At 57.1% G+C, this 23,577-nt stretch carries 24 protein-coding genes; 11 read left to right on the top strand and 13 right to left on the bottom strand.

What is annotated here, in order from left to right; translation table 11 throughout:
- Window positions 1-438 precede the first annotated feature (438 nt).
- A complete protein-coding gene (locus ACR0IM_RS00560) occupies window positions 439-1,479 on the bottom strand; it encodes a linear amide C-N hydrolase (RefSeq protein WP_480680527.1) in 1,041 nt (346 codons plus the stop codon).
- A gap of 447 nt (window positions 1,480-1,926) precedes the next feature.
- Here ACR0IM_RS00560 and ACR0IM_RS00555 point away from each other — a divergent pair, with 447 nt between their 5' ends.
- Complete coding sequence (locus tag ACR0IM_RS00555) at window positions 1,927-3,183, top strand: DEAD/DEAH box helicase (protein WP_480680526.1); 1,257 nt, start codon at window positions 1,927-1,929, stop codon at window positions 3,181-3,183.
- A 39-nt stretch (window positions 3,184-3,222) separates the two neighbouring features.
- Here ACR0IM_RS00555 and mltG read toward each other — a convergent pair whose 3' ends face one another.
- The 7 genes from mltG to fabD all read right to left on the bottom strand — a co-directional run bounded on the left by mltG (window position 3,223) and on the right by fabD (window position 9,557).
- Window positions 3,223-4,383: an endolytic transglycosylase MltG gene (mltG, locus tag ACR0IM_RS00550; protein ID WP_480593412.1), complete on the bottom strand. Its 1,161-nt coding sequence runs from the start codon at window positions 4,381-4,383 to the stop codon at window positions 3,223-3,225.
- Window positions 4,384-5,649 (bottom strand): beta-ketoacyl-ACP synthase II, encoded by a 1,266-nt coding sequence (fabF, locus tag ACR0IM_RS00545; protein ID WP_480593410.1) that lies wholly within the window; start codon window positions 5,647-5,649, stop codon window positions 4,384-4,386. It lies immediately after the preceding gene.
- Between the two features lie 203 nt (window positions 5,650-5,852).
- The gene (locus ACR0IM_RS00540; RefSeq protein WP_480593408.1) at window positions 5,853-6,596 is read right to left on the bottom strand and encodes a 1-(5-phosphoribosyl)-5-[(5-phosphoribosylamino)methylideneamino]imidazole-4-carboxamide isomerase; all 744 of its coding nucleotides are present in this window, start codon (window positions 6,594-6,596) and stop codon (window positions 5,853-5,855) included.
- A 120-nt stretch (window positions 6,597-6,716) separates the two neighbouring features.
- Window positions 6,717-7,256: a GNAT family N-acetyltransferase gene (locus ACR0IM_RS00535; RefSeq protein ID WP_480593406.1), complete on the bottom strand. Its 540-nt coding sequence runs from the start codon at window positions 7,254-7,256 to the stop codon at window positions 6,717-6,719.
- A 140-nt stretch (window positions 7,257-7,396) separates the two neighbouring features.
- A complete protein-coding gene (locus ACR0IM_RS00530) occupies window positions 7,397-7,630 on the bottom strand; it encodes an acyl carrier protein (RefSeq protein ID WP_008756330.1) in 234 nt (77 codons plus the stop codon).
- 209 nt (window positions 7,631-7,839) lie between these two features.
- Window positions 7,840-8,577 carry a 3-oxoacyl-[acyl-carrier-protein] reductase gene (gene fabG / locus ACR0IM_RS00525; protein ID WP_480640124.1) on the bottom strand — a complete coding sequence of 246 codons (738 nt, stop codon included), beginning with the start codon at window positions 8,575-8,577 and terminating at the stop codon, window positions 7,840-7,842.
- Window positions 8,578-8,618: 41 nt separating this feature from the next.
- Window positions 8,619-9,557 (bottom strand): ACP S-malonyltransferase, encoded by a 939-nt coding sequence (fabD, locus tag ACR0IM_RS00520; RefSeq protein WP_480593400.1) that lies wholly within the window; start codon window positions 9,555-9,557, stop codon window positions 8,619-8,621.
- 170 nt (window positions 9,558-9,727) lie between these two features.
- On the opposite strand from fabD, the gene ACR0IM_RS00515 reads away from it, so the two are divergent.
- Window positions 9,728-10,954 carry a cytochrome b/b6 domain-containing protein gene (locus tag ACR0IM_RS00515; protein ID WP_480680525.1) on the top strand — a complete coding sequence of 409 codons (1,227 nt, stop codon included), beginning with the start codon at window positions 9,728-9,730 and terminating at the stop codon, window positions 10,952-10,954.
- Between the two features lie 55 nt (window positions 10,955-11,009).
- On the opposite strand, the gene ACR0IM_RS00510 is transcribed toward ACR0IM_RS00515, so the two are convergent.
- Window positions 11,010-11,582 (bottom strand): YceI family protein, encoded by a 573-nt coding sequence (locus tag ACR0IM_RS00510; RefSeq protein WP_480593394.1) that lies wholly within the window; start codon window positions 11,580-11,582, stop codon window positions 11,010-11,012.
- Window positions 11,583-11,708: 126 nt separating this feature from the next.
- Window positions 11,709-12,227 (bottom strand): hypothetical protein, encoded by a 519-nt coding sequence (locus ACR0IM_RS00505; RefSeq protein ID WP_480593391.1) that lies wholly within the window; start codon window positions 12,225-12,227, stop codon window positions 11,709-11,711.
- A gap of 283 nt (window positions 12,228-12,510) precedes the next feature.
- Between ACR0IM_RS00505 and rpsF the strand changes: the two genes are divergently transcribed.
- The 6 genes from rpsF to ACR0IM_RS00475 all read left to right on the top strand — a co-directional run bounded on the left by rpsF (window position 12,511) and on the right by ACR0IM_RS00475 (window position 16,267).
- On the top strand, window positions 12,511-12,864 hold the full coding sequence (gene rpsF, locus ACR0IM_RS00500) for a 30S ribosomal protein S6 (protein WP_039529890.1): 354 nt from the start codon (window positions 12,511-12,513) through the stop codon (window positions 12,862-12,864).
- Window positions 12,865-12,891: 27 nt separating this feature from the next.
- Entirely contained in the window at window positions 12,892-13,119 is a 228-nt protein-coding gene (gene rpsR / locus ACR0IM_RS00495) for a 30S ribosomal protein S18 (protein WP_005608650.1), read from the top strand.
- A gap of 12 nt (window positions 13,120-13,131) precedes the next feature.
- Window positions 13,132-13,752 carry a 50S ribosomal protein L9 gene (gene rplI, locus ACR0IM_RS00490; protein WP_480680524.1) on the top strand — a complete coding sequence of 207 codons (621 nt, stop codon included), beginning with the start codon at window positions 13,132-13,134 and terminating at the stop codon, window positions 13,750-13,752.
- 153 nt (window positions 13,753-13,905) lie between these two features.
- Window positions 13,906-14,382 carry a transglycosylase SLT domain-containing protein gene (locus tag ACR0IM_RS00485; protein WP_480680523.1) on the top strand — a complete coding sequence of 159 codons (477 nt, stop codon included), beginning with the start codon at window positions 13,906-13,908 and terminating at the stop codon, window positions 14,380-14,382.
- 237 nt (window positions 14,383-14,619) lie between these two features.
- Complete coding sequence (locus ACR0IM_RS00480) at window positions 14,620-15,321, top strand: helix-turn-helix transcriptional regulator (protein WP_480593384.1); 702 nt, start codon at window positions 14,620-14,622, stop codon at window positions 15,319-15,321.
- 97 nt (window positions 15,322-15,418) lie between these two features.
- Complete coding sequence (locus ACR0IM_RS00475) at window positions 15,419-16,267, top strand: acyl-homoserine-lactone synthase (RefSeq protein WP_480680522.1); 849 nt, start codon at window positions 15,419-15,421, stop codon at window positions 16,265-16,267.
- A 100-nt stretch (window positions 16,268-16,367) separates the two neighbouring features.
- Here the strand turns inward: ACR0IM_RS00475 and tig are convergent, their stop codons facing one another.
- The 3 genes from tig to ACR0IM_RS00460 all read right to left on the bottom strand — a co-directional run bounded on the left by tig (window position 16,368) and on the right by ACR0IM_RS00460 (window position 20,855).
- Complete coding sequence (gene tig / locus ACR0IM_RS00470; RefSeq protein WP_480640116.1) at window positions 16,368-17,699, bottom strand: trigger factor; 1,332 nt, start codon at window positions 17,697-17,699, stop codon at window positions 16,368-16,370.
- 182 nt (window positions 17,700-17,881) lie between these two features.
- A complete protein-coding gene (locus ACR0IM_RS00465) occupies window positions 17,882-19,006 on the bottom strand; it encodes a porin (RefSeq protein ID WP_480640114.1) in 1,125 nt (374 codons plus the stop codon).
- Window positions 19,007-19,310: 304 nt separating this feature from the next.
- On the bottom strand, window positions 19,311-20,855 hold the full coding sequence (locus ACR0IM_RS00460) for an NAD(P)H-hydrate dehydratase (protein ID WP_480680521.1): 1,545 nt from the start codon (window positions 20,853-20,855) through the stop codon (window positions 19,311-19,313).
- A gap of 169 nt (window positions 20,856-21,024) precedes the next feature.
- Between ACR0IM_RS00460 and ACR0IM_RS00455 the strand changes: the two genes are divergently transcribed.
- The 3 genes from ACR0IM_RS00455 to ACR0IM_RS00445 all read left to right on the top strand — a co-directional run bounded on the left by ACR0IM_RS00455 (window position 21,025) and on the right by ACR0IM_RS00445 (window position 23,549).
- Complete coding sequence (locus ACR0IM_RS00455) at window positions 21,025-21,363, top strand: P-II family nitrogen regulator (protein ID WP_170354532.1); 339 nt, start codon at window positions 21,025-21,027, stop codon at window positions 21,361-21,363.
- 32 nt (window positions 21,364-21,395) lie between these two features.
- A complete protein-coding gene (glnA, locus tag ACR0IM_RS00450; RefSeq protein WP_480593374.1) occupies window positions 21,396-22,802 on the top strand; it encodes a type I glutamate--ammonia ligase in 1,407 nt (468 codons plus the stop codon).
- A 102-nt stretch (window positions 22,803-22,904) separates the two neighbouring features.
- Entirely contained in the window at window positions 22,905-23,549 is a 645-nt protein-coding gene (locus ACR0IM_RS00445) for an MSMEG_1061 family FMN-dependent PPOX-type flavoprotein (RefSeq protein ID WP_480593372.1), read from the top strand.
- Window positions 23,550-23,577 lie beyond the last annotated feature (28 nt).

The following is a 23,577-nucleotide window of genomic DNA, read 5'->3' as shown; positions in this document are numbered from 1 at the left end:
GTCTCCACTTTCTGACAACTTCGGATCAGCCCCTCTAACTGCCCAAGTTGCTTGCCTGCTCCGGCAAGGTCTGCATCCTCCCCGGCTCCGATCTGCCTGCGCAGTTCTTCCGCTGCCTGGCGCAAACCGCGAATGGATGTCTCAAGCGACTGCAAAAGTTCTGCCGTCTGGGACATCCGCTCTTCCGGGGTAATCAAAGTCATGTTTGCCTGTGACCTCATGCGTGAGTTTTTCCGCACGAGAGAAACGAAAAACGGCCACCGGGTCGCCCCGGGGCCGTTGCCCACTTCTTCTAGCATGACACAACTTATACGAGAATAAGAACGCAAAGTCAAGATTTCACGCAACACGGGCGCAACGGGCTACGCACGGAGATTGTTAAAAGCCCCCGTGCGGGTTGGACCGTGCCGTCAGTGATCGTACCCCAACAAGAGTACCTTACGTATCACCGAGAAAGCGAAATGGCTCGGAATGCTCAAAGCTGGCTGAGACCTCACCTGCAAGGATAGGCTTTTCACCAAGCTCCAGCTTCAGTGTTGATGCCCCTTCTGAAAGATCAAGGTTTTCGATATCCACCCAAAACAGTGTCGGGCTGAACACGCTCTCGTAATAATACCGCCCTAGCTCATGGTCGGCGACAGTGCGCCATGTTGTTGACGCGATGTTAGGACGATCGGGGTCTGTCACACCAAACGGCACGGAAATAGAGCGAACCAAAGAAAAAACCGCCGCCGTTGCGTCGTTCTTGTCTTCGAATGAAGGCACCGCATTCAGGTTCCAGCTCAACCGTGCAAACCGATCGGAAGACCGATGCGTTCCCGGCAAAAACGAGAGGCCGTTGACTTCGCCCCAATAGGTCGTGATGGCAAGTTGTTCGTCAAACGTCGGAGAGTTCGTCATAACCGTAAACTCGCGGCCATGATGGATGACTAACTCGCCGTCGAGATATTCGAAAATTGCGCTGTCGCCGGACGCGTCGGATAGCGCCACATGCCCGCCTGCTTCATGTCCGCTTGGCAGCATCGGAGCCACAATCACGAACGGGTCCTGTTCCATTGCAGCCACGGCTTCTTCGACCGTTGCGAAGTTGTCAAAAAAGTACTGCAACCAGCCGCCAACAGACAGGCGTGGCTTATCCCCGGCAGTCTCGGTGCCGTAATCGGCTTCGGCAAGATAGAGTGCGTTGCCAACCAACCCGGCATCGTTCATTCCATCAACAGTTGCACCATCATAGATGGTCGCAACGACCGACCCGTATTTGGAAGTCCACTTTATCGAGTTTTCACCGGCACCGCCATCGCGCTCCATCCCGCGAGGAAAAGCCCAAAGGTCTGTCGCGGTATCTTCAAACCAATCAAGCGTCCGCCCCGTAAGGAAGGATCCATCTGCGGTTTCATAGACGATCCGGGAACACGCGATTGCAGAAGACGCGGCAAGTGCCACAGACAAAATGGAGGCCCCAAGTACCTTTGCATTCATTGCAGGAAATCCTTTTGATAGTTTGCCCATGATGAACCAATGTCTCTGAAATTTGGTAGTTTTATAGGCAATTTGAAGCCAAAACCGTCTTGGAATTTCAAAGTTACGCTGCGTACAGGATTCTGAATTTCGTCGGCCGACCCCAGGTGGAAGCGGCCGAGCCTACCCCCTCATTTCAGACCAACCCTTGACATTCCCACACTAAACCAGCATGTGCCCCACAGGACAGCGCTGACGCGTGAGCATACACGGTCGACAATCCGGCCCCACAGCGCCCCACTTTTTTCCAGTTCCCCTTCACGCAGGGTTCTTGATGCGACGACCGGATGCACAGGACTCGCCTGTGCGCCGCGAGGCTTCGCAAAAACCCTGCCGGTCGCGCAACTTGCGTGGCTAGTCTCACTTGTCCGTGGTGACCAGTCATCACGGGTTGTAAAGGAATGATACTTGTTCGATTTTGACATGCTGGGCCTTGCCCCGGCCCTGAATGACGCGCTGCAACGCGCAAACTTTACCCAACCCACGCCGATCCAGAATCAGGCAATCCCGCTGGCCCTGCAGGGCCACGACATACTTGGGCTGGCCCAAACCGGCACCGGCAAGACGCTGGCCTTCGGCCTGCCGCTGATTGACCACCTGCTGGCTCAGCCGGGTAAGCCTGCGCCTAAAACGGTAAAGGCCCTGATCCTGGCGCCGACCCGCGAATTGGTGAACCAGATCGCCGAAAGCCTGCGCAACCTGACCAGGAAAACAAAACTGCGCGTGGCCACCGTTGTCGGCGGGCAATCCATCGGCAAGCAAATCTCGTTCCTGTCGCGCGGCACCGATATTCTGGTCGCTACGCCGGGCCGCCTGATCGACCTGATGGAACGTGGCGCCGTCGACCTCAGCACAGTCCGCCATCTGGTGTTGGATGAGGCCGATCAGATGTTGGACATGGGCTTTATTCACGCCTTGCGCAAAATCGAGCCCGCTTTAGGCACGCCGCGTCAGACCATGCTGTTTTCGGCGACAATGCCGAAGCTGATGGAGGAACTCAGCCAGTCCTATCTGACCAACCCGCAACGGGTGCAGGTTTCGCCCCCGGGCAAGGCCGCAGACAAGATCACGCAGTCTGTTCATTTCCTCGACAGGGCTGAAAAACCGCGGAAGCTGCGCGAAGTCCTTTCGGCAGACATGAACGCCCTGACGCTGGTCTTTGCCCGTACAAAACACGGGGCCGAAAAATTGATGAAAGGCCTTGTGGCGGACGGGTTCAACGCCGCCTCAATCCACGGGAACAAAAGTCAGGGCCAGCGCGACCGCGCGATCAAGGCTTTCCGCGCCGGAGAGATCGACGTGCTGGTCGCCACCGATGTCGCCGCGCGTGGCATCGACATTCCGGGTGTTGCCTATGTGATCAACTATGATCTGCCCGAGGTGCCAGACAACTATGTCCACCGCATTGGTCGCACGGCCCGCGCCGGTCGTGAAGGCGAAGCCATTGCCTTCTGCGCGCCGGATGAGTTGGACCAGCTACTGCAGATTCAAAAGCTGATGAAGATTGAAATTCCAGTCGCCAGCGGCACCATGCCTGAATACGCCGAACCCAAAAAACCGCGCAATCGCAGTGGGTTACGGGGGCGTAGACCGCACGGAGCGAATTCGACGTTGAAACCTGTGTCGTCAAAACGTCGCCGCCCACGCAGACGTCCCGCTGCATAAGAAAAAGAAAGGGCCGCGTTTTTCGACGCGACCCTTTTCTTAGTTGCTCGAGCTATTTCTCTCGGCTTCTATTTCTCGCCATTTGGCGACGTTGCGGTTGTGCTCATCCAGAGTTTCCGCAAACGCGTGCCCACCAGTTCCGTCCGCAACAAAGAACACATAGTCTGTATCCTCCGGTGCCACCGCGGCCTCAAGGCTTGCGAGGCCGGGGTTGGCGATTGGTGTGGGCGGCAAACCGTCAATCACATAGGTATTCCAAGGAGTTGCGCGGCGCAATTCACTGCGGCGCAGACCGCGGCCCAGAACGCCCTGACCTTTAGTGACACCGTAGATCACGGTCGGGTCCGTCTGCAGCTTCATACCTTTCTCAAGCCGGTTCACAAAGACACTGGCCACTTGGCCGCGCTCATGTGGAACACCGGTCTCCTTCTCGATGATTGAGGCCAGGATCAGCATCTCTTCGGGGCTGCTGATCGGCAAATCGTCCTGTCGACTTTCCCAAACCGCGTTGATCCGTAACTGTTGCTTCGCCTGCATGTCCTGCAGCACGGCAGCTCGGTCATCACCCGGGGTTAGTTCATAGCTGTCGGGTGCCAGCATGCCCTCGGCTGGAACTTCGGACACCTCACCGGTCAGAGCGTCAATGCCCCTAAGCGCCTCGACTACCTGCCACGAGGTCACGCCCTCGGCCACCGAAACGCGATATCGTGTGTCGGCATCTTGACGTTTTTCAGCATATTCTGCGGGGGCTTCCTCTTCACCGGCCTCGAAACTGGCAATCTCAACAAATTCCAGAGTGGCTGGGTTCAACTCACGCACCCGGGTTTGTACCCTAGTTACACCAACGCGATATTCAATCTCGGACCCGCAGGTGCTGGCACCGCTGCTGGTAATATCTTCGATGATCTGCGCCATCGACGCGCCTTCGCGAACCAGAAAACTGCCCGCTTTCAACTGCTGCGCCTTGTCGGTGTAATCCGCGCCCATCCGGAATATCATGGCGCTGCTGATGGCACCTTCATCTTCCAACTGCTGGCTGACGCGAGTCATGTTCGACCCGCTTTTCACCTGTAGGCATATGGCGGTTTCCAGCGGGCCTTCGGCCTTGTACTGCGATTGCCCCCAAAGGATCAGACCGCCGATAAGAAACAGGCCGACCACCAGGATGGTCAGCGCGTTTGATGCCAAAGCCCGCCACATTTAGCTAGCCTTTCCGAAAATCACGCTGGCATTGGTACCGCCAAAACCGAACGAATTCGACAAGGCAACGTTGATCACACGTTCGCGTTTGGCATTTGGCGCCAGATCAATCGGCGTTTCAACCGCCGGGTTGTCCAGATTGATCGTCGGCGGGGCCACCTGATCGCGGATCGCAAGGATTGAGAAGATCGCCTCTATCGCGCCAGCCGCGCCCAGCAGGTGGCCCGTGGCCGATTTGGTCGACGACATGGTGGCGTTGCCCGAATGATCGCCCAGCAGACGCTCCACCGCGCCCAGTTCGATCGTATCCGCCATGGTCGAAGTCCCATGCGCGTTGATATAATCCAGATCCTTTGGCTCTAACCCTGCACTGCGCAGGGCGGCCTTCATGGAACGCTCTGCCCCATCACCATCCTCAGACGGCGCGGTGATGTGATAGGCGTCACCGGACATGCCATAGCCCAGAACCTCTGCGTAAATCTTCGCGCCACGCGCCTTGGCATGCTCGTATTCTTCCAGCACAACAATGCCCGCACCCTCACCCATGACGAACCCGTCACGGTCGACATCATAAGGGCGGCTCGCTTTCTTCGGATCGTCGGCGTACTTGGTCGACAGCGCCTTGCACGCGTTAAAGCCCGCGATACCAATCTCGCAGATGCAACCCTCGCCGCCACCTGCAACCATCACGTCAGCGTCACCAGCACGGATGATACGGCTGGCGTCGCCAATGGCATGTGCGCCGGTCGAACAGGCGGTCACCACCGAATGGTTCGGACCTTTGAAACCATGTCGGATCGAGACCTGACCCGAGGCGAGGTTGATCAGCGCGCCGGGAATAAAGAAGGGCGAAACGCGGCGCGGACCCTTGTCGCGGATCAGATTGGCCGTGTTCGCGATGGAACCCAGACCACCGATACCCGAACCAATCAGAACGCCGGTGCGCAGGCGATCCTCTTCATCCTCGGGCAACCAGTTCGCATCCTGACAGGCCATATCTGCCGCTGCGATTGAATACAGGATAAAATCCTCGATCTTGCGCTGCTCTTTCGGCGGCATCCAATCGTCGGGGTTGAACGTTCCGTTCGTACCGTCTCCGCGCGGCACTTCGCAGGCATAGGTCGTGGTGACCCCGCTTGCCTCAGCGTCGAACTGAGTGATCGGGCCCGCACCGGATTCTCCGTCCAGCAGCCGCGACCAGGTTTCCTCGACCCCGCTGGCCAACGGAGTGACCAATCCCAGACCGGTTACAACGACTCTGCGCATGAAATGCCTCTTGCCTGCTTCCTGTTTGAGAACCGCTCATACCCCGGCCCGGGGTCCGGGGGCAAGAGCCACGGTATATTCCCTTCCGGCATCAACCTGCCGAAACAGAATGAAACACTGCTCGCCATCACGAGAACGGTTCTAAATGCAAAAACCGCCTGCCGCCGCAGTGGACGACAGGCGGTTTCCTTCTTGTCAGCCCATTACTGGAATTGAGCAACCGGTTCGTGTGCTGCCTGAGCCGTTTCCAATGCCTCGGCCAGATCAATCGATTTGTGGAACAGTGCACGTCCGACAATTGCACCCGCAATGTTCGGAATATACGCCAAGCGAGAGATATCGTCAGCAGTACGCACCACACCGCTGGCGATAACCGGCGTACGGGACTTCTCAGCCAGCCCAGAGATCAGGCCCAATTGCGCCTCGACATCCTCCATGTCGCTGTCGATATCCGTCACCAGAATAGCGGCAAACGGAGTGTCGGCGAACGCCTCGATATATGCTTCCGGGGTGAACGCACTTTGGCTGCGCCAGCCTTCGGTCATCACCTGCCCTTGCCAGACATCCACAGCCAGAACGATCTGATCCGGATAAAGTTTGGCAAGTTCCTTGACCAGGATCGGATCCCAAGCTGCAAGCGTACCCAAGACAATACGCGCTACACCTTTGTCAATCCAATGTTCGACTTGCTCACGGGTACGCATGCCGCCCGCCAGTTGCACCGACATCTCAGACGAGCGGATGATCTCTTCAATCAACTCGGCATTGGTGTCCCGGCCTTCAATCGCGTCAAAGTCAGTCAACTGCATCCAATCCGCACCAGCGGCTGACCACCCACGCGCAGTTTCGACGGGGTCCACGTGCCAAATCATAGCTTCGTCCAGACGGCCTTTTTCCAGTGATACACACCGACCGTTCTGCAGTTCCATAGTGGGATAAATCCTCATGAGCACGCTCCTCCGCTCAATCGCATTGCAATTCAGTATATCATACAGACCTGCATAGTCTCTAATGCCGCCAGTTTCGGCAAACTGAGATCATTTTGCGGCATTGCACCCAAGTTGAGACTACATGCGAGCGGGTGGCCCGTTCCGGCGCAGCAGCACAACCGGAGCGCCATTGTATTCGCATTCACGCGTCACTGTGTAACCCAGCTTTTGGGCCAGCTTCTGCGAGACTGCATTCGCCGAATTTACCATTGCTACCAATGGACCGGGCATGATGCGATCAAACCAGTCATGCGCTGCTTGGGCCGCCTCAAACCCCAACCCCTGCCCCTGCGCCTCGGGCACCAGAATCCACCCGGCTTCGGGAAAACTGTCGAAATCTTCTCCCAGCGCACGGTTGCCATAGAAAAATCCCGCCTGACCGATCATCAGCCGATTCGATTGCTGCAACACGGCCCATTGCCCGAACCCGGCCATCTGCCAATGCCCCGCGTTGCGCAAAAACGAATCCCACGCCTCACCGCGCGAACGTGGCCTGCCGCCGATATGGCGCACGATGCAGGGGTTACGCCATATCTCGGCGAACCGGTTGAAATCCTCGGGCCGCATGCCGCAAAGCATCAGGCGCGATGTGTTTATCGTCGGGGTGGATCGTATCATGCCCTGCCCGCTCAAGTTTTTTTGCCTCAGAGTGATCGTTGCGAACGCAGCCTCACCCTGGCAAGTCCGAAATCCAGACAGGCACAAAAAAACGGCGCCTCCGTTGCCCGGAAGCGCCGTTTTTAAAGATTTCGAAGCGATTAGGACGCTTCAGAGATGAATTTGACGGCGTCGCCAAAGGTCTGGATGGTTTCGGCTGCGTCATCCGGGATTTCGATGCCAAACTCTTCTTCGAAGGCCATGACCAGTTCAACGGTGTCCAGGCTGTCTGCACCCAGATCGTCGATGAACGAAGCGTTCTCGGCTACTTTGTCTTCTTCAACACCCAGGTGCTCAACAACGATCTTTTTAACGCGATCTGCGACGTCGCTCATGTCTATTCCTCATTCCATTTCAGGGCTTAATGCCCGGTTCAGCCCTTGCCCGCTCAGGCTGGCTTTGATTTGCCCGGTCTGGGCGGTTTGGGTCCCCGATTACCGGGAAAGTAGAAGGCCGACCGTTTGGCCGACCCCTGCATACATGCGCCGCCTATAACACAGACAACGCCCGAGGCAAACGCTTTCGCGCCTGTCTCGGTCTGCGATCACAACATGGCCATACCGCCATTCACATGCAAGGTTGTTCCTGTGACATAACCCGCTTCGGGGCTGGCAAGGTACAGAACTGCCGCGGCAATTTCCGATGGATCGCCCATGCGGCCAGCTGGAACCTGCGTAAGGATGCCAGATTTCTGATCGTCGGTCAGCTTATCGGTCATGGCCGTAGTGATGAAACCCGGAGCCACCGCGTTGGCCGTGATTCCGCGGCTTGCGACCTCATAGGCCAGCGACTTGGTCATGCCGACCATGCCCGCCTTAGACGCGGCATAGTTGACCTGACCCGGGTTGCCGGTTGCACCCACCACAGACGAGATGTTTATGATCCGGCCCCAGCGCGCCTTCATCATGCCGCGCAGCACACCTTTGCACAGCTTGGCAGTGGCGGTCAGGTTCACGTCGATCACGCTCTGCCATTCCTCGTCTGACATCCGCATGAACAGGTTGTCCCGCGTAATGCCCGCGTTGTTGACCAGAATGTCGACCGATCCCATCGCATCCGCCGCCTGTTTCGGCAGCGCTGCGACGGCTTCGGGGTCGCCCAGGTTACAAGGTAGGACATGGGCGCGTTCGCCCAACTCATCCGCCAGCGCCTGCAGTGGCTCGATCCGCGTACCAGACAGCCCGACAGTGGCCCCCGCCGCGTGCAGTGCGCGCGCGATATCGCCCCCGATACCGCCAGAAGCGCCGGTGATCAGCGCATTCTTACCTGTCAAATCAAACATTCGGTTTCCCTCTTGGTGCGTCCCAACGAGACGTTTTCAACTTACGATTTGGCCTGGGTGACCTTTTGCACGTCTTCCGGCGTGCCAACGGCCTTGCCTGCGATGTCGCGGTCAATTTTGCGGATCATGCCCGACAACGCTTTACCCGCGCCGATCTCCCACGCCTCGGTCACGCCCTGCGCGGCCATGTACTGCACGCTTTCGCGCCAGCGGACCGAGCCTGTGACCTGTTCGATCAGCAACTGACGGATCAGGTCTGGGTCGGTAACGGCTTCAGCACGCACGTTCGCAACCAGCGGCACGGCGGGTGCCTTGATTTCAACGGCGGCCAGAGCTTCAGCCATCACATCAGCTGCAGGTTGCATCAGCGCGCAATGGAACGGAGCGCTCACCGGCAGCATCACAGCGCGCTTGGCACCCTTTTCCTTGGCGATTTCTGCCGCACGCTCGACGGCAGCTCTGGAGCCCGAAACGACAACCTGGGTCGGGTCGTTGTCGTTTGCGGCCTGACAGACCTCTCCCTGGGCCGCCTCTTCGGCAACTGCGCGCACGGCGTCCAGATCAAGGCCGAGAATTGCGGCCATTGCGCCCTCGCCTACTGGCACGGCGCTTTGCATGGCCTGACCACGTGTGCGCAGCAGACGCGCCGTGTCAGCAACCGACAAAGCACCAGCAGAAGCCAATGCCGAGTATTCACCCAGCGAGTGCCCCGCAACAAAGGCCGCATCGGTAACCGAAACGCCTTCGGCTTCCAGCGCGCGCATCGCGGCGATCGAGGTTGCCATCAGCGCCGGCTGCGCATTTTGCGTCAGCGTCAGGTCCGCGATGTCACCTTCCCAGATCAGGCTGCTCAGCTTTTCACCCAGCGCTTCGTCGACCTCGTCGAACACAGCCTGAGCTGCCGGGTAAGCCTCGGCCAGAGCTTTGCCCATCCCGATGGTTTGGGCGCCCTGCCCCGGAAAAACGAATGCGCGTGTCATTGCGACCTCTTGGATGACGTTAGGTTGCCGGGGGGTGTAAACCGAGTGTGGACGCGGCACAAGCATTGCATGACCTCTGCACTGTGGCACTTTTGATGTGCGCATCCCGCTATTGAGTCCTGATCCCATGGCTTTAGGTTGAACCCAGCTACCCCAGCCCGGAGCAACAGATGCCCTCAACCAATACCTTTTCCAGCTATGGCAGCGTGACCAAGACGTTCCATTGGCTGACCGCCCTGCTGATCTTTACGGCGCTACCTTTGGGATGGATCGCCAATGATCTGGCCCACGCGATCTATGACCCCTCAATCCCGACCACCGAGGACGATATCGCTCGGGCAACGCGCCTGTTCTCGCTGCACAAGACCGTGGGTGTCACAGTTTTCTTTGTCGCCCTTGCCCGTATCCTGTGGGCCGTGACGCAGACCAAGCCGGGCCTGCTGAACGCAGAGAATAAACCCGAAGCCTTCGCCGCCGAAACCGTTCACTGGATGCTCTATGCCTCGCTGGTTCTGGTGCCGCTGACGGGCTGGCTGCACCACGCTGCTTCAGAAGGGTTCGCGCCGATCCTGTGGCCCTTCGGGCAAAACCTGCCTTTCGTGCCCAAATCGCCCTTTGTTTCCGAGGTGACGTCCGGCCTGCACTGGCTGTTCATCTGGGTTTTGGCCGGGTCCTTGGTCATGCATATTGCCGGGGCTCTTAAGCACCATGTGGTCGACAAGGACAGCACCCTGCGCCGCATGCTGCCCGGCAAGTCGGACGCGCCCGAGCCTCCGGCTCAGCACCATTCAATGATCCCCGCCATTGCGGCGCTGGGGGTCTGGGTGGCGGTTTTGACCGGTGGTTGGTCCATCGGCGTCTTCTCGGACCACTCCGTCGCAGCGACCGATACCGCTGAACTGACCGAAGTTCAATCGGACTGGCAAGTGCAGGACGGCGACCTGTCCATCACCATCACCCAGTTGGGCAGCCCGGTGACCGGCCGTTTCGCCGAATGGACCGCCGCAATCGCTTTTGAAGATCCGGCGGAACCGGGGCTGGCTGGATCCGTGGATGTAATAGTCTCCATCACGTCACTGACATTGGGAACGGTGACAGATCAGGCCATGGCCGCCGATTTCTTTGACAGCGCCCAGTTCCCGACCGCCCAATTCAAAGCTGAAATCTACAAGACAGACACTGGGTATGAGGCGCGTGGCCCCCTGACAATCCGCGACAAATCGGTGGACGTCGCGCTGCCATTCACCCTTGACCTGCAGGAGAACACCGCCGCGATGGTCGGAGAATTGGAACTGAACCGTCTGGATTTCGACGTTGGCACCTCTCAACCAACCGAAGAATCGCTGGGCTTTGGGGTCGCAGTCTCAGTCAACCTGACAGCCGAGCGCGAGAGCTAAGAAAAACCGCCGGGGCAATACCCCGGCGGCTTCGTTTCAGAGGATCGAAACTGGCTTATTCAGCCTTCTGTGCCTCGATCGAAATCCGAACTTCAACTTCGTCGCCGACGAACGGTGCGAATTGACCCAGTTCGAAATCGCTGCGCACCAGCGTGGTGGTCGCATCGAAGCCCGCCCAAGGCTTGTTCGCCATCGGGTGCTCAGCTACCTGGTTAAGCTTGGCATCTAGCACGACCGATTTGGTTACACCGTTCATGGTCAGGTCGCCAGTAATGTTGGCGGTGCCTTCGCCGGTGACCTCGATACCGGTCGAGGTAAAGGTGATCATGTCACCTTCGGCCACACCGAAGAAATCTTCGGTCATGAAGTGATCTTCGCGCGGTTTCCAACCGGTGAAAATCTCGACTACGGGCATCGAAACGGAAACGCTGGATGCGGTGGGGTCTTCCTGATCGAACATGATCTCGCCTTCAAAGCCCGAGAACATGCCGGTTGTGGTCGAGAAACCGAGGTGGTTATAGCTGAAGACAACCTGACTGTGGCTGGGGTCCAGAGTGTATTTCTCGGCGCTTGCAAACGCCGAGGTCGCCGAAACGGCCAGTGCAGCAGCAATAAGGGTGGATTTCATGACAAACTCCGCAATTTTGTGAATGCAAACCTGTTGGGTTGCTCGATAACAAAAATGTGCTGCCTAAAGGCAGCACACAAGTATCATTCTCTCACAGTTTCTGTTCTTTAGTGAACAGAATAAATCTTAGGCGAAGATTGTTACACTTCCGCTCAATTGACCCTTTAGCGCTCGGCTGACATCCGCCGATTGCAGCGGCAGCTTCATCAGCAAGCTACCATCGACGTCGAACAACTCGACCTGTTCGTCGGCAAAGCGCGCGCCACCCAGCGTGTCATAGCTGCGGCGCAGAACGGTTTGCGGACGTCCGTTTTCATTCTTTTGCAGCACCCTAACTTCACGGCGGATTGGGTCGAAATAGGCGTCAGGACGGGCGTCGAGGATTTGGACCGTCAGCAGGCTGACCCCAACCAGCAGAAACAACAGCGATGCGGCCAGTTTGATCGGCCAGACCTCGGTCGCCATGGCGGAACTCTCCATCAGCCACATTGAAAACGCCATCACGATCAGAAACGCCCCTGCAACGCGCGCCAGAACCATTCGGACCTTCCAGTTCGGCTCGAACCCGATCAGCACTGGTACAGATTTCTCATAGTTCGCGGTGTTTGCGGACTCTTCGAATGTATTCGTATTCATCGCGGTCATATCTCTCACCCTGTTTTCAGGTTGCCGTCCTGGGTCCGGTTTCTCCGGATAATCCCCGGTATGAAAACAACTTTGAGCCGAAAAACGTCAGGATTTGGGCAGCGCAATGGAAATAGCGCGACTTCACCAAGGCACCTGTGGCAGGGCTTGCCCCTCAGGCTGAAACGTGTATATGGGGCCATCCTTCGCAAATCACATGAATCGCGCAGCCTCTCGTGGCAGGGTCGCGAAGGATAAAACGGCCCCGCCTATGAAATGCGCCTTGATAAAAACAGGAGTGCACATGCCACTGTATGAGCATGTAATGATCGCGCGTCAGGACCTGTCCAACGCGCAGGCGGAAAGCCTCGTCGAACATTTCGGCACAGTTCTGGCTGACAACGGCGGCAACGTCGTCGACAGCGAGTATTGGGGCGTCAAGACGATGGCCTACAAGATCAACAAGAACCGCAAGGGTCACTATTCCTTCCTGAAAACCGACGCCCCCGCTGGCGCCGTTCAGGAAATGGAGCGCCTGATGCGCCTGCATGAAGACGTCATGCGCGTTCTGACCATCAAGGTCGACGAGCATGCCGAGGGCCCCTCGGTCCAGATGCAGAAGCGCGATGAGCGCGAAGGCCGCCGCGAGCGCCGCTGATCAACGCCTGACGAAAGGACATAAACCATGGCCGCAAAACCATTTTTCCGCCGCCGCAAGGTCTGCCCGTTCTCGGGTGAGAACGCGCCGAAAATCGACTATAAAGACACCCGTCTGCTGCAGCGCTACATCTCTGAGCGTGGCAAGATCGTACCTTCGCGCATCACCGCCGTTTCGGCGAAAAAGCAGCGTGAACTGGCCCGTGCTATCAAGCGCGCCCGCTTCCTCGCCCTGCTGCCCTACGCCGTGAAGTAAGGAGAGACTGACATGCAAGTTATCCTTCTGGAACGCGTTGCGAAACTGGGTCAGATGGGCGACGTCGTTGACGTCAAGCCCGGCTACGCCCGCAACTTCCTGCTGCCCCAGGGCAAAGCGCTGAGCGCGTCCGAGTCGAACATCGCCTCGTTCGAAGCCCAGAAAGCGCAGCTTGAAGCGCGCAACCTGGAAACCAAGAAAGAAGCTGAAGCGCTGGCTGAAAAGCTGGACGGACAGCAGTTCATCGTGATTCGCTCGGCATCGGATGCCGGTGCTCTGTACGGCTCGGTCACCCCGCGTGACGCCGCAGACGCCGCAACCGAAGCTGGCTTCTCGGTCGACAAGAAACAGATCGCCCTGATCGCACCGATCAAGGAACTGGGTCTGCACTCGCTGGCAGTCAAACTGCACCCCGAGGTCGAAGTTGAGATCAAGATGAACGTCGCCCGATCGGAAGAAGAAGCCGAACTGCAGGCGTCGGGCAAATCGATCCAGGAACTGGCCGCTGAAGAAGAAGCCGCTGCCGAATTCGAGATCGCAGAACTGTTCGACGACATCGGTTCCGCCGCTTCGGAAGACGAAGAATTGGTCGCCGAAGAAGTCTCGGCTGAAGAAGACGAAGCCAAAGCCTGATCCGGCTGAAGTGAGATTTGAGAAGGCCGCACGAATTGTGCGGCCTTTTTTTGTACACACGCCCAACGGGCGAAATTCAGCCAGAAATTGGACCTGCGCTTGCATGCAGCTTCGTGTTTCCTATCATCGCAGCCTGAATTTCGGAGTACACAGATGACATCATTCTTGCGCCGCAGCGTCTTGGCCATTTTGTTGACAGCTCCCCTCGCTGCCTGCGGCGGGCCGGGCACGCAGACACAGGATACGTTCGATCCGCCGCTATACCCCAACGAGACGCCCGAGTTGCGCGCATCAATCAACCGTTGGGCGGACCACTACGAAGTTCCGCGCGAGCTGGTGCACAAGCTCGCGATCCGGGAAAGCACCCATCGCCCCTGGGCTGTGAACCGTCCCTATTACGGCCTGCTGCAGATTCTACCCGCCACCGCGCGCTCGATGGGCTATTCTGGGAATGCACAGGGGCTGCTGGACGCGGACACCAACCTCAAATTTGCGGGTAAGTACCTGCGCGGTGCGTGGTTGCTGTCGGACGGTGACCAGCAACGGGCGATATTTCTGTATGCCAAAGGGTATTATCCAGAGGCCAAAGCACAGGGCATGTTGGTCGAAACCGGACTGCGACCTCAATAGCAGCCATTGCCTCTTGGGCAATAATCATGGACATCCGACGCGAATTCGCGTCAAATTAGGTGGATTTCCTCCGAAATTGGGAGGATTCGCTGTTTTCTGTTGCGCGAAGCACGCATTAAGCCTGTGCGATACGAACATTACCCTTGCACTTAATGCATCGGTTGACGCAACGTGGACATGAATTCGGACGGACTTGGCACTTTGGGGGATGAGAAGTGCCGCACAAAGGTTGGACAGGTGAAACTCATAGACTTGGCCGCGCTCGACCATCAGGAGAAGTCGACCGCAGATATTATAAACTCTGTCTGCGAGGAACTCGGCTTCGACTATGCGTCTTATGCCACAATGAACCCTGTCAAAGGGGACGTTCAGGGGTATGCGAATTATCCTGACGAATGGAAGATTCATTATGGAAGCCACGGGTATCACCATTTCGATCCGACGATTTATCAGTCCGTTCTCAGCATCGCCCCGGTCGATTGGAATCGCTTCAACCACGATGAGAAATTCAACGCCGTCTTCCGTGACGCCCACGATTTTGGTATTACGCCGCGTGGACTGACGGTTCCGGTCCGTGGCCCTTATGGCGAATGCGGAATACTCAGCGTCACGCGCGACTGCTCTGACCATGAGTGGGAGTCACTCAAAAAGCACGTTATGGGCGATCTTCAAATGGCCGCCGTACATGCACATGACACGACTATGCAGTCAGGCGTGCTCGCCAAAGCGCTTTACTTGCCGTCTCTTTCCACGCGCGAAAAAGAGATCTTGCAATGGGTGGCCGAGGGTAAATCGCAGCAGGATATCGGCGATATTCTGTCGATTTCGCACCGAACCGTCGAGGTTCACATGCGCTCGGGTCGCGAAAAACTGGGTGCGTTGACCACGCCGCAGGCCATAGGCAGGGCCATAGGTCTGGGCCTAATTGCGCCTGGGTAAGCGAAAAAAACGCAAAAATACGGGAAATCCCCAATAGTTTCTGTCCACGACTTGGTTAACTCTTGAGTCACGGTAACCAGACTGTAGGGGGATGGAAATGATCATCGTAATTGATGGTATCAACCAACATAAGTTTAAAGACGTCCTGGACGAAATGTTCAAACTGCGGGCACGCGTGTTCGGAGATCGCTTGGGCTGGGAAGTCAACATCGTGGATGGCCGCGAACGGGACTTGTTCGACGACCTGAATCCCGCACACGTGGTCAGCATCAACGACGAGGGGGACGTCGTTGGGTGCATGCGCCTGTTGCAAACCACAGGGCCGCATATGTTGTCGGACGTATTCAATTCGATCCTGGATGGAGAACCGCCGTTGCGCAGCTCGCAGGTTTGGGAGGCGACACGGTTTTGCGTCGACACCAAAAAACTTGGCCGCGGACGCGGCAAGAACTCAGTTTCTTATGTCACCAGCGAAGTCATGATCGGTTCGTTCGAATACGCAAAAACGGCTGGTGTGCTGGATTCAATCGCCGTGATTGATCCGGTCATGAACCGCGTCCTGCAGCGATCGGGCAACGCACCCTATGACTACCTCGGCACCGCCAAACCGATGGGCAAGGTGGTTGCAATGGCTGCGATGATGGATTGTTCGGACGAGCGTATCACGGGTATTCGCGATTATGCGGGGATCGAACATGATGTCTTTCTGACGGAAGAACAGGCCCTTGCACTTTTTGCCCGCAGCCGGACCGAATCTCCTGCCAATGTTGATCACCAGCCGCTGACCGAGCTTGAAAAATACTTTGTCGAACAGATGCATTCGGCAAGGACGAAAGATGAGGTCAACGATGTACTGAAATTGATCGAGGCCCTTTCGGACCGTTTCACGCCAGAGCAGAAAAGCGCTCTGCTAAGTACCCCCCGTGCTTTTGCTCATGAGGCTTGACCCCCTCACCTCATAGTACAAAAGCCATCCACCGGAGCCGTCTGATTACCAGGCGGCTCCGCTTTTTTTGGTGCCCATGTTGTAGATGGGCGAAAGAGGGTTACTCCTCTTCCAGTGCCTCAACGGCTTTCTGCAGGTCGTCTTTGCTGACTTCCTTGTCAGCGACCTGAGCCAGTTCGACGATGTAGTCGATGACCTTGTCTTCGAAGATAGGGGCGCGCAGTTGCTGCTGCATCTGAGCGTTCTGCTGCACGAACTCAAAGAACTGACGTTCCTGGCCAGGGTACTGACGCGCCTGGTTCATGATCGCTTGGGTCATTTCAGCATCAGTAACCTCGACCTCGGCCTTCTGACCCAGTTCGGCCAGCAGCAGGCCCAAACGCACGCGGCGCTCGGCCAGCTTGTTGTGCTCGTCGGTCGGCTCGATCTCACCGTGGTCGTGGCCTTCCACATCCGGGTTTTCCTCGTGGAACAGCTGATGCGCAATCTGCTTGGCTTCTGCTTCAACCAGCGAGGGTGGCAGGTCGAAAGAAACCTTCTCGTCCAGAATATCCAGCAGAGCGCGCTTCATAACCGCGCGCGATGCACCTGCGTATTCGGCTTCCAGACGCTCTGCAATTTGGCCTTTCAGCGCTTCCAGATCTTCGGCACCGAACTTGGTGGCCAACTCGTCATTGATCTCGGCCGCAACGGGCTCCTTCACCTCTTTCACGGTGCAGGTGAAGACAGCGTCTTTACCGGCCAGATGCTCGGCACCATATTCTTCCGGGAATTTGACGTTGACGTCTTTTTCTTCCTCGGCCTTCACACCAACCAACTGCTCTTCGAAGCCGGGGATGAAGCTGTTGGAACCCAGAACCAGCGGGTAGTCTTCGGCCGATCCACCTTCGAACTCTTCGCCGTCCACTTTGCCAACGAAGTCGATCACGACCTGATCGCCGTCCTTGGCTTTGGAACCTTTGCGACGCGCTTTGAAGTTCTGAGCGGTTTCGGCCAGGTTGTTCAGTGCTTCATCGACGGCCGCGTCATCGGCTTTGACGACCAGCTTTTCAAGCTCGACCGACTTCAGGTCAACTTCTGGAATCTCGGGCAGTGCTTCATAGGACATTTCGACGTGAACGTCGTCGCCCTCTTTCCAGTCCTCGTTGGTCATTTTGACCTCGGGCTGCAGCGCAGGACGGTCACCGCTGGCTTCAAAATGCTTATTCATGGCGCCGTCGATGCTTTCCTGCATCGCTTCACCCAGCAGGCGCTGACCAAACTGCTTTTTCAGCAGTGCCATCGGCACCTTGCCTTTGCGGAAACCCTTCATCTCGACTTCAGGCTGCGCTTCGACCAGCTTTTCATTCACTTTGTCATCCAGCTCAGCCGCGGATACGACGATGTTGTAACCGCGTTTCAGACCTTCGTTCAGCGTCTCGGTAACCTGCATTATGGTAGTCCCCATAGGATTCGGGGCGCGCAAAACGGCGCGCCGGGCAAATTTGACGCCTTCTATTTGCCCAGCCGCCCACGTGCAAGGGGGCAATGCCCAATCGGCCTTGTTTTACCGACGATTTGAACAAAAAAACGCCCCGGACATAACCGGGGCGCTTGTTTGTCATATGGGCTGGATCAGAATTTCCAGAGCGCGCCCAAAACCCATGCTTCGTTGTTGTCAAAGTCGACCGTGTCGTCGAAATCGTGGTTGCGGTATTTCAGGTACGCATCGGTATTGATGCTGTCGATGCGCTGCACGACAGCGATGCCCCAGGATTTGGTGCTGGACCCGGAGTTTTCAAAATCCGAGCCGTCAAAGTAATCGATACCGACACCGGTTTTGCCCCAGGACACCCAGTCTCCTTCATAGGCCAGTTTGGTGTACCAATAGTCAGGATCGCTGGCCCCTGTCGCCGTGTCGTCACGCGTGCCCAATGCGGCCGTAAAGCTGAACCCGCTGGGCAACAGAACCGAAGCGGACCCGATTGTATCCTTCCGCTCACCCGAGCTATCATCGAAATCGCGGACCGCATATGCCACACTGGCGGCAAACTCGACGCCATTGGCGAATGTGTTTCCGTAGGAAATCGCGATATCGTAATAGTCGTCGTCATCGCTGCTGGACAGGATGTTCTGACCATAGGCAATCGCGGCCGAGAACCCGTTGAAATCGGGCGTGTCATAGCGAATACGCCCGCGACGCGCGCCATCAAAGTTGCTGGACGAGTCACCCACTGTGATATCGCTCAGGACACCGTCTGTCCCGCGATAGAAGAAGGCACCGTTTTCATCGTTAGTGAACGAGTACAAAGCCGTTCCGACATAGGACAGGTCAACCTCGGCGGCCCCGTCCGAGGCCATGCTACCTTGACCGGCCGAGAACTTGCCGTAACCACCCTTCAACGAGAAATCGACGTGGCGGATGTCTTCACGGGTCCAACCATTGGTATTGGTACCATCTTGGTTGGCCGTTCCGGTGCTTGGCAGACCCAGCCCGGTTTCAAAGCGGAACATGAACTCGTTGCTTCCGTAGGGCTGCATCAGCCGCAGGCCGACACGGCTGTTGGAAAGGTCGTTGTCCAGCAAACGAGTTTCTGTTTCTTCGCCGTCATCAACGGATACGATCGCCGGATCGAGTTGACCGTACAACAGCACATAGCCGCCGCTGCTATTTTCGTACTTCAATTCGGCTGCGGCAGGAATTGCCGTTGTCGCGGCCAGCACAGCCGCCATTGAGGACAGTTTTAGTTTCTGCGTCATTTCATTCACCTTCAAAATTCCGGCTTCCGTTGCCCCTGAATCGCGTAGTTATCGCGGACGTTCCAGCAGTTGAAACCGATACTTTCAAAGTATTGCAAACCTGCCACTCAGATCGCGAAAGCCGGACGCAATTTCTATTTTAATCAACAATTTATCTGCCACAACACCGCAGCCAGAGATCCACGCCTAAGGAATTCTGACGCCCGGCCATGCGACTGGCAAACACTCGCTTTGATCGCAGCACAAACCCATCGGCCAGTTGCCGCCGATCATCGGGTAGATCGGCCAATTACCGCTCAAGCAATCAAGTATTCAGTTCTTTAAGAATCTTAGGCAGTTGTTCGGGCAAGTCTTCGGCAATCAAACCCGGGCCAAATGCACGCGCGCACTCCACATGCAGCCATGCTGCCGTCTCCGCCGCTTGCATCGGGCTGAAACCACGGGCCAACAATCCCGCAATGAACCCAGCCAGCACATCGCCCGATCCTGCGGTTGCCAACCACGGAGCGGCGCGTTCGTAGAAAGCCGCATTGATCGAACATTGCCCGTTCGGCGCGGCGATCACCGTGTCCGGCCCTTTGAACAGCACCACACACCCTGCCCTTATTGCGGCCTCACGCGTAGCATCCACCTTGGAGTAGGCCGGACCTTTGGTTGGTATTGCTGCCAGCTTTTCGGCAATGTCCGGGAACAGCCGCGAGAATTCTCCGCCATGTGGCGTCAGAACACAGTTTTCGTGGAGTAGCGAAAGAAACTCCATCGGATCATCCGCAAACGCCGTCAACGCGTCGGCATCCAGAACCGTCGCACGTCGGGCCGCAAGGGCGACAGGCACCAACTCCTGCGCGCGTTCTAAGCCCAATCCCGGACCTAGACACAAAGCATTCAGCCGCTCATCCTTAAGCACGTCAATCAGGCCATCCTTGCCTTCAACCCGCTGCAACATGATGGCCGTCACCTGTTCCGCAACCTCCATCTGAGCAGCCGGAGGCACTGCCAAGGTCACCAAACCCGCCCCAATGCGCAACGCCCCCCGCGCCGCCAGCCTCGCGGCCCCGGTTTTCGCGGAGCCGCCAGAGAGGATGAGGGCGTGACCATGCGCGTATTTGTGAGTCTGAGGAAGTTTTTTTAAACGTTTTGGTACGCCTTCAACCAAACCTAAGATCGCCCCGTCCGCCTTCTCATTCCAAACTTCATTTATGCCAATTGATTTCACGACCAGCCGACCCGATTGATTTGGTCCGCGATCTAAATAATGACCCCGCTTGGCCCGGTGAAACGCGACTGTCAGATCAGCGACCGCGAACACACCAAGCGACTTGCCACTATCTGAGCAAAGCCCAGACGGAGCATCGATGGCGGCAACTTTGATCCCCCTTGCTTCGATCAAGGCGTCGAAAGACTGCAAAACTTGCGCAAGCTCCCCTTCAATACGGCGAGCTAGCCCGGTTCCAAAAACAGCGTCAATGATTAGGTCTGGTTCCTTAGTTTTTGAAAGTGGCCCCTTACTTCGAAGATCGCCGACAGCGCCCAACACGCGCCAGCGCTCGTAGTTGGCTCGCGCATCTTCAGGAAGCTTCTCAGGGTTGCCATACAGAAAGGCTTCGACCTCCCAACCCTGTTCTTTCAACAGCCGCGCGACAACAAATCCGTCACCGCCATTGTTCCCCGGCCCGCACAGAACCACAGCCCGGCCAGGCGATTTTGCCAGTTCCGGCCACTCTTCAAAAATCGCCTCGACAACGCCCTGCCCGGCCCGCTCCATCAACTCCAGCCCAGTCACTTCACCGGACTCAATTGCGGCCTGTTCGATGGTCCGCATTTGCGCTGCAGTCAGCAATTCCGTCATCTCAAATCCCTCAGCGATTCAATTCTGATTACTTTTTGTGCAAGTCGATCAAAATTTCACCTGCCGCCTATTTTCTCGGCAAGCGCGCGCCGCCATTTTCGCAATCAGATTGCCGACCGATCTTAGACGTGATCAGTGCCATCCTGACAAGTGTTATAGGGAGCCCGGGATGAAGAAGATCGAAGCGATCATCAAGCCGTTCAAACTGGACGAAGTGAAAGAGGCGCTGCAGGACGTGGGTGTCCAGGGCCTCAGCGTGATCGAGGTCAAAGGTTTTGGCCGCCAGAAAGGCCACACCGAACTCTATCGTGGCGCGGAATACGTCGTGGACTTTCTGCCCAAGGTGAAAGTCGAGGTCGTTTTGGATGACGATCAGGTCGATGCCGCCATCGACGCTATCGTCTCTGCGGCTAAGACGGACAAAATCGGCGACGGCAAGATCTTTGTCTCGCCCGTTGAACAAGCCATTCGCATCCGTACCGGCGAGACCGGTTCGGAAGCTCTGTAATCGAACGCACTCAAATCAGAGGAATAGAGAGTATGAGCAAGGACGCAGTTCTTCAGCTGATCAAGGACGAAGGCGCCGAATACGTCGATGTTCGCTTTACCGATCCGCGCGGCAAGTTGCAGCACGTGACCCTGATGGCCGACCAGGTTGACGAAGACTTCCTGGAAGAAGGCTTCATGTTCGACGGTTCGTCCATCGCGGGCTGGAAGTCGATTGAAGCATCGGACATGAAACTGATGGTCGATACCGACAGTGCCTATGTTGATCCGTTCTACGCGGAAAAAACCATCTGTGTGCACTGCTCGGTTGTCGAGCCCGACACCGGCGAAGCCTATGAGCGTGACCCGCGCGGCACTGCCCAGAAGGCCGAAGCGTACCTGAAAGCATCGGGCATCGGCGACGTCGCCTATATGGGCCCCGAAGCGGAATTCTTCCTGTTCGACGACGTCCGTTTCTCGAACACTATCAACAAAGTATCCTACGAAGTTGATGCAACAGACGCGTCGTGGAACACCGACACCGAGTACGAAATGGGCAACATGGGCCACCGTCCGGGCGTCAAGGGTGGTTACTTCCCGGTCAACCCGATCGACGAAGCACAGGACCTGCGTTCGGAAATGCTGTCGACCATGAAGCGTTTGGGCATGAAGGTCGACAAGCACCACCACGAGGTTGCATCGTGCCAGCACGAACTGGGTCTGATCTTTGACAGCCTGACCAAGCAAGCCGACGAACTACAGAAGTACAAGTACGTCATCCACAACGTTGCACACGCCTACGGCAAATCGGCCACCTTCATGCCGAAGCCGATCGCGGGCGACAACGGCACCGGTATGCACGTGAACATGTCGATCTGGAAAGACGGAAAGCCTCTGTTCGCCGGCGACAAATACGCCGACCTGTCGGACGAAGCGCTGTACTTCATCGGCGGCATCCTGAAGCACGCCAAGACCCTGAACGCCTTCACCAACCCGGCGACCAACAGCTACAAGCGTCTGATCCCCGGCTTCGAAGCCCCTGTTCTGCGCGCCTACTCCGCCCGTAACCGTTCGGGTTGTGTCCGTATTCCGTGGACCGAAAGCCCGAAAGCCAAGCGCGTCGAAGCCCGCTTCCCCGATCCGGCTGCGAACCCCTACCTGGCGTTTGCCGCTCTGCTGATGGCCGGTCTGGACGGCATCAAGAACAAGATCGACCCGGGCGAAGCCATGGACAAGAACCTGTACGATCTGCCTGCCGAAGAATTGGCCGGCATCCCGACCGTATGCGGCTCGCTGCGCGAGGCTCTGGAAGCGCTGGCTTCGGATCACGACTTCCTGCTGCAGGGCGACGTGTTCACCAAAGACCAGATCGACGGCTACATAGCACTGAAGATGGAAGAGGTTGAAACCTACGAGCACACCCCACACCCGGTTGAATACGGCATGTACTACAGCTGCTAATCCGGTTCCGGGTTTTCATCTGCAAGGGCGTCCAATCGGGCGCCCTTGTTTCGTTTGGCACAATCTTACACATTTGTGACCATTCCGGTCAGGAGAGATTCAATGCGAACTGACGACCCCTTCTCGCAATTCTCGAACTTCGTGACTTCGGCAGAAGAACTCGAGCGAATAACCGGTGCCCCTCTGCCCCAGATCCTCGCCAAGGAAATATCGGCGCTGGATCAGATGTGCCGCGACTTTATCGCGGCCTCACCATTTTGCCTGATCGCTTCGGCCAATCCGGGCGGGCATCTGGATATTTCGCCGCGCGGAGACCCGGCAGGTTTCGTTCAGGTCATTTCGGATACGCTGATCGCCATCCCGGACCGCCCAGGCAACAAGCGCGTGGACACCTTTCATAACGTCCTGCTGGACCCGCGCGTCAGCCTGATCTTTTTTGTCCCCGGCAAGATGGAAACGTTGCGCATTCGCGGCGTCGCCCGGATCTGCGCCGATCCTGAGTTGTTGAACGGGATGGCAGTGAAGGATCATGCGCCCAAGCTGGCCCTGCTTATCCTTGTCAAAACGGTGTTCGCCCATTGCCCCAAATGCGTCGTCCGTTCGAACCTGTGGCAGCCGGAAAAATGGCCGGATTCGTCGAACCTACCGAATATGAACGCGATGATGGTCAAACACGCCAAAATCGACAAAACGCCCGAGGAGTGGTTCGAGTCTATGAAAAATACCGGAGAGCTGGACCTGTATTAACTGCTTTGCGGATCGCAAGATGCAGCTT

This window comes from Ruegeria sp. BF6 (assembly GCF_056538665.1).
Note: the sequence above shows the minus strand (reverse complement) of the source record. Positions and strands in the feature narration are given on the sequence as shown.